Genomic DNA, 4,955 nt, shown 5'->3' with positions numbered 1-4,955 from the left:
CAGATCCTCTCAGCGTAGCCAGGACGGCGGTGTCGCGCCAACGTCTTTCAGTCACGTCAAAAAGTCGAACATCGCGTAACACAAGCTGGTAAGATCTAGATCAATCCACTGATCGTCAACGTTCAGACAGGGACGGTCAACACCACACATACCCCATCCAAACGGATTCAGGACGACGGAGACGGGATGCAGCGGGTTCGAGCAGGGAAATCAGGGTTGGCATGGCCCCACGTCCTCCAGGGCGTCCTTGGGCTGTTCCTGATCGTTCCGGGTCTAGTCGAAGCCGGATGTCCTGGTTGTTGCTCTTCCCACGGCGGCATCGTCGAAGCCTGCACCCCAAGCGGTTTCGTCTACTGCGCGGATGGCACCGTCAGTCCCTCCTGCACCTGCACGCGCTGTGGTATCAGTCCAGCGCCTGACCCCATTCCTGAGCCAGATCCCGAACCAAATCCATTGACCTTCGGGGATTGCTTAAGCGAGTTCCCCAACAACACCCCTCCTGTCGTTGAGGATCTAGTTCTAGGACAACAGCGCGCACTCTGTTTCGACAGTTTCGCCGTATTGCATAGCGGCGAATCGAAAACGCCACTGTTCGTAGCTGAACATCTCAATCGAGATCGTCTGCTTGATGCCGCTGACGAGGAACGCACGGACTATTTCTACGAAGAAGCCCGTTTACCCAGTGCTGAACGCGCCAAACTCAGTGACTATGCCGGATCTGGCCATGACAGGGGCCACATGGCCCCAGCCGCCGATATGCCCAACCCCAACGCCATGGCGCAGAGTTTCAGCTTGGCCAATATCGTTCCTCAAGCCCCAACGCTAAATCGAGGTCTGTGGGCCGAGATCGAGGATGAAACTCGCGACTATGTGTGGGATTGGGACGCCGAGGTCTACGTTCCCACCAACCTCTACAAACTGATCTACGACAGCGATCGCAATCAGGCATGGGCCTACTGGGTCGATAACCTCGATGAAGAGGATCGGGCCGACAGGATCAGCTACGAAACCCTGGTCGAACGAACCGGAATTGATTTCCTTCCGGGCATCGATCCGCAATTTGTTCCGGGCGTTGAGAATTACTACACATTAAGCCTCAGCAAAGCGGGCCAGGGGACTATCACAAGCTCCCCAAACGGGATTGATTGTGGATCTACCTGTTCTGGTAGCTTTGAAGCCGACACAACCGTAATGCTTTCGGCCACACCAGCGGTTGGAAGCCTGTTCAACGGTTGGAGCGGTGCGTGCTCAGGTACAGCGTCAACCTGTACGGTCAACATGGACAGTTCCAAAACTGTCTTGGCCACTTTCATGGATGACGATCAGGAGGCGGCTGAGGGCTACTACCGCAAGGTCAATGCCTACTTTTACGGTACTTTCGGTCGTTCGGCCACAGCCGACGAACTCACCGAATGGGGCGCGGTTTTGCGTGACAACAAGGGTAGCGTCTGGAAACCCCAGGGTGCAGGGTTACAGCATTACCTAAGCAATGAAATGGGATGGGACACTGATCCAGTAGATCGTGATACTGCTACGTCGATAGTCAGTGAAATCTTCCAGAACCTCTTTGGTACCGCAGATGACATTGATCCGCGCATTACGAGCTTCTACGTTGAGGCATTGGTCAGCGGCTCTGTTAAGCCGCGTGGAGCCGTCAACGCGATCCTGAACGATTTGGCAATTATGCCCAGAGTTGATGGCAGCTATGGTCAGCCAAAAAATTGGACGGGAGGACCGGGTCAGGAAATCCTGACGAGCGAACAGTTTAATCGCTATCGGGAACGTATTGAGAGATTTAAATTATGAAAAAGATGAATTTTTTGAAAACAATTTTATTTATATGTTTTTTTTTCATTTCTTCCTCATTCATTTCGTCCTCAATCGCAAAAGCTGCAATGGAATTTGATCCTTATGCTTCTTTAGAACAAAAAGACTATATTGTTCCGACGGTTCAGGAAACTGAAATAACGCATGGCAACAAAATAGAATTGCATTTTTTTTCAGAAGAAAATCCTGATTCTGTTTATTACACTGCATTCGACGGTAATAGTTATACATTAATGCAATTATCTGGACGCCATGTGCGTGTTTTGTTTCCTGTTGACTGGGAAAAAATTGACGGCTTGAGTTATGAGGATATTGGTATACTTGTTAATCGCGCTGATGATCTATACGAAAAATTTGTTGAGATTTTACAACAAGAGCCAAAGGAACTAAAAAATCGTGAAGGACTTTTAAGTATTGCTTTTATACCTAGCACTTGTGGTTGGGGTTGTGGCTATGTAGCCTATAAAGGAGTTGAAATATTGTCTGATAAATATGTTGACTTAATAAAAACAGAATTAGATGCCGGAATTTTACCAGGAGTTATAATACATGAAATGACTCACAATTTTGATTTTGTTTCACCTAGATTTAATTATATTAATGATAATGCACATGCTTACACTGCATTCATGGAAAACTATGTTATGTGGTATGCCAAAATTGGCCGCCACAATTTATCTCCTGATTTGCATTGGCGTGCTGCGCTATATAAATACTGGAAACATCCTTATCTTCAAGCGCTCAATAATAATGAAGATATAAGCTGGAAAAACTGCGTCGTTGAAGAAAAATGCAAAGTGCCATCAAAAAATATTTGGGGTGGGCATTTGTTAGCGCATGCAAATTTAAATCCTGATAAAATTCAAAATATTATCAGATCATTAGCAGAAATTGAAATCATTGATTTTGAAAAAAATGATCCACAGCAAGAAGAAATTATGCTACAAGCATTAAAAGTAAATTTGGAACACCCTAATAATTGCTACGTTGATCAATTGCGTTGGTTTGGAGCAAATGAAAATATTCTTAATGCTGAAGATTTACCGCCAGAATGCAAAGATTATGATGTTGATTTTCAATCAAATTTGTTAGGAGACTGCGATGATAGAAATCCTGATACTTTTTTAGGTGCCGAAGAAATTCAAAATGACGAAGTTGATAATGACTGCAACGGATTAATTGATGAGGTTCTTGTTAAAGAAATAATTAAGGATTTTAGTAGAAACGAACTACTAATTTCTCTTCCCTCTAAGATTTTTGGCAAGATTGAAAATAAAGAAGACTGGGACGGATTTGATCTTAACCTAACTGAGTCTAATGATATACTAGTACGTTTATGCTCAAAAGGTTTCCAGGGATGGTTATGGTTTATGCAAAAAAATATTTGGAAAAGTGCCGGTGCTTTGCATGTAAGCGAGGGGTCATGCACAACGGAAATTTTAAATTTAAATGTGGCTGACTGGAATATATTAATTGGATTAAGCTCTAATGAAAATAATCGCGCTGGAGACTATGAAATTTATATCCAAAAAATTATGAATGATGATCAGGATATGATCCCTCAGATATACACCTTAAGCATCAACAAAGCTGGTCAGGGTACGATCACAAGCTCACCCAGTGGAATTGACTGTGGATCAACCTGCTTTACCAATTTTGAGTCCGGCACAATCGTAACGCTTTCGGCAACCCCGGATATCGGCTATCAATTCGATGGTTGGAGCGGTGCGTGCTCCGGCACGCAAGAATGCACTGTATCGATGGAGCAGAATCAGACCGTACTTGCACAATTCTCCGCTACAGCACAACCGAAAGTCTACACGTTGAATGTCACCAAAACCGGCTTGGGAACCGTAACGAGTTCTCCGGCAGGTATCGATTGTGGTTTTGATTGCAGCGAAAGCTATGCCGAAGGAACGACAGTCCAACTCAGTCCGCTACCTGAGTCCGGTTATCGGTTTGTCGGTTGGAGCGGTGTGTGCTCCGGAACGGGTCAGTGTTCCGTATCGATGAATCAGAATCAAACCGTTACCGCAACATTTGAGCCCAGCGGCACCTGCCCGCATGAAACAACACTGAATTTGAGCCAGCAAACGGTTCATGACAGTCAGCGTTTCAGCGCCTGTGACACGATCACAGCCGGTTCGCAGTTTGTTGTAGCACCAACGGGACAGGTCATCTTCGAGGCGGGCACACGCATTCAGTTGAACCCTGGTTTTCAGGTGCAAGCGGGCGGGCGCTTTATCGCCAGTATTCAAACCCAGTAAAAAATACTTGCTCAGTTCAGGGGTAAATTAATGAAAAAAATATTATTGATATTGTCAAATATTTTGATATTTAATTCAGCATTCGCAGTGCAGGTCTTGGATCAATCCTACGATATACAAGGTGGGGCTAGTTTGCCAGAAGTGAGAATATCTAATACTTTAGCGCAAACTTTTACTGTTGGAATAACCGGTTATTTAGGTTCTGTTAAGTTATGGAATACTCGCATTACTTCACCAACAGAGAGCTTGGTTGTTGAAATACGTTCAACAAATAACGGTTTGCCGACAGAAGAAATATTAGCATCAAGAAATTTGACGCCAAGCGAAGTCGGAACGAGTTCAAGTAATTTAACGAATGTTGACTTTTCTAGTGATTCAGTATTGGTCAAAAATGGTGATTTGCTAGCAATCGTCCTATCTTCAGAATCTGTTTTTCCTGTTTATTATTCATGGGCTGGAAATACAGATAATCCGTACACTAGAGGCGAGGGATTAGTCAGCCATGATGACGGTATTTCATGGAACCAATATGATGCAAGAGGGATGGATTTTCACTTTTGGACTTATGTTAATCCTGTGAGTCAGGCAAAACCTCAAATCAGCGTGAAAGGAGGCTATGTAAAAGTAGATGTAACCAACGGTTACGAACCGGCAATTGAAGACTGCACTGATACTTCACACGAGGGAAGAATGGTTATCGATAATACTAACGCTATAGGAAACGCTGAACAATTCCGTTTTGGCGAAGGGGTCTGAGTGATACCCTTGTGCCCTGTGTTCTCCACCGCCCTCAGCCTGACGACGATGCCCAAGAAACGCGCCCCGAAGCCGAAGTACCAGACCCGCCGTGAACGGTTCCTG

General features: G+C 45.1%; 3 protein-coding genes. All 3 read left to right on the top strand.

Annotated elements, in window-relative coordinates:
- The first annotated feature begins 186 nt into the window (after positions 1 to 186).
- The 3 genes from GJ668_RS19245 to GJ668_RS19235 are packed head-to-tail and all read left to right on the top strand — an operon-like array spanning position 187 to position 4,850.
- Positions 187 to 1,806, top strand: a complete 1,620-nt coding sequence (locus tag GJ668_RS19245; protein ID WP_155451706.1) for a DNA/RNA non-specific endonuclease — start codon at positions 187 to 189, stop codon at positions 1,804 to 1,806.
- Positions 1,803 to 4,094: an InlB B-repeat-containing protein gene (locus GJ668_RS19240; RefSeq protein ID WP_155451705.1), complete on the top strand. Its 2,292-nt coding sequence runs from the start codon at positions 1,803 to 1,805 to the stop codon at positions 4,092 to 4,094. Before GJ668_RS19245 ends, GJ668_RS19240 begins: the two co-directional genes overlap by 4 nt.
- Before the next feature lie 30 nt (positions 4,095 to 4,124).
- The gene (locus tag GJ668_RS19235; protein WP_155451704.1) at positions 4,125 to 4,850 is read left to right on the top strand and encodes a hypothetical protein; all 726 of its coding nucleotides are present in this window, start codon (positions 4,125 to 4,127) and stop codon (positions 4,848 to 4,850) included.
- Positions 4,851 to 4,955 lie beyond the last annotated feature (105 nt).

Source organism: Allochromatium palmeri (assembly GCF_009720725.1).
In the GTDB taxonomy this organism is placed as follows: domain Bacteria; phylum Pseudomonadota; class Gammaproteobacteria; order Chromatiales; family Chromatiaceae; genus Thermochromatium; species Thermochromatium palmeri.
The sequence above is the reverse complement of the archived record's forward strand: the minus strand, read 5'-3'. Positions and strand labels throughout refer to the sequence as shown.

Coding starts and splice junctions, on each gene's coding strand:
- GJ668_RS19245 (WP_155451706.1), top strand. CDS start 187: ATGCAGCGGGTTCGAGCAGGGAAATCAGGGTTGGCATGGCCCCACGTC.
- GJ668_RS19240 (WP_155451705.1), top strand. CDS start 1,803: ATGAAAAAGATGAATTTTTTGAAAACAATTTTATTTATATGTTTTTTT.
- GJ668_RS19235 (WP_155451704.1), top strand. CDS start 4,125: ATGAAAAAAATATTATTGATATTGTCAAATATTTTGATATTTAATTCA.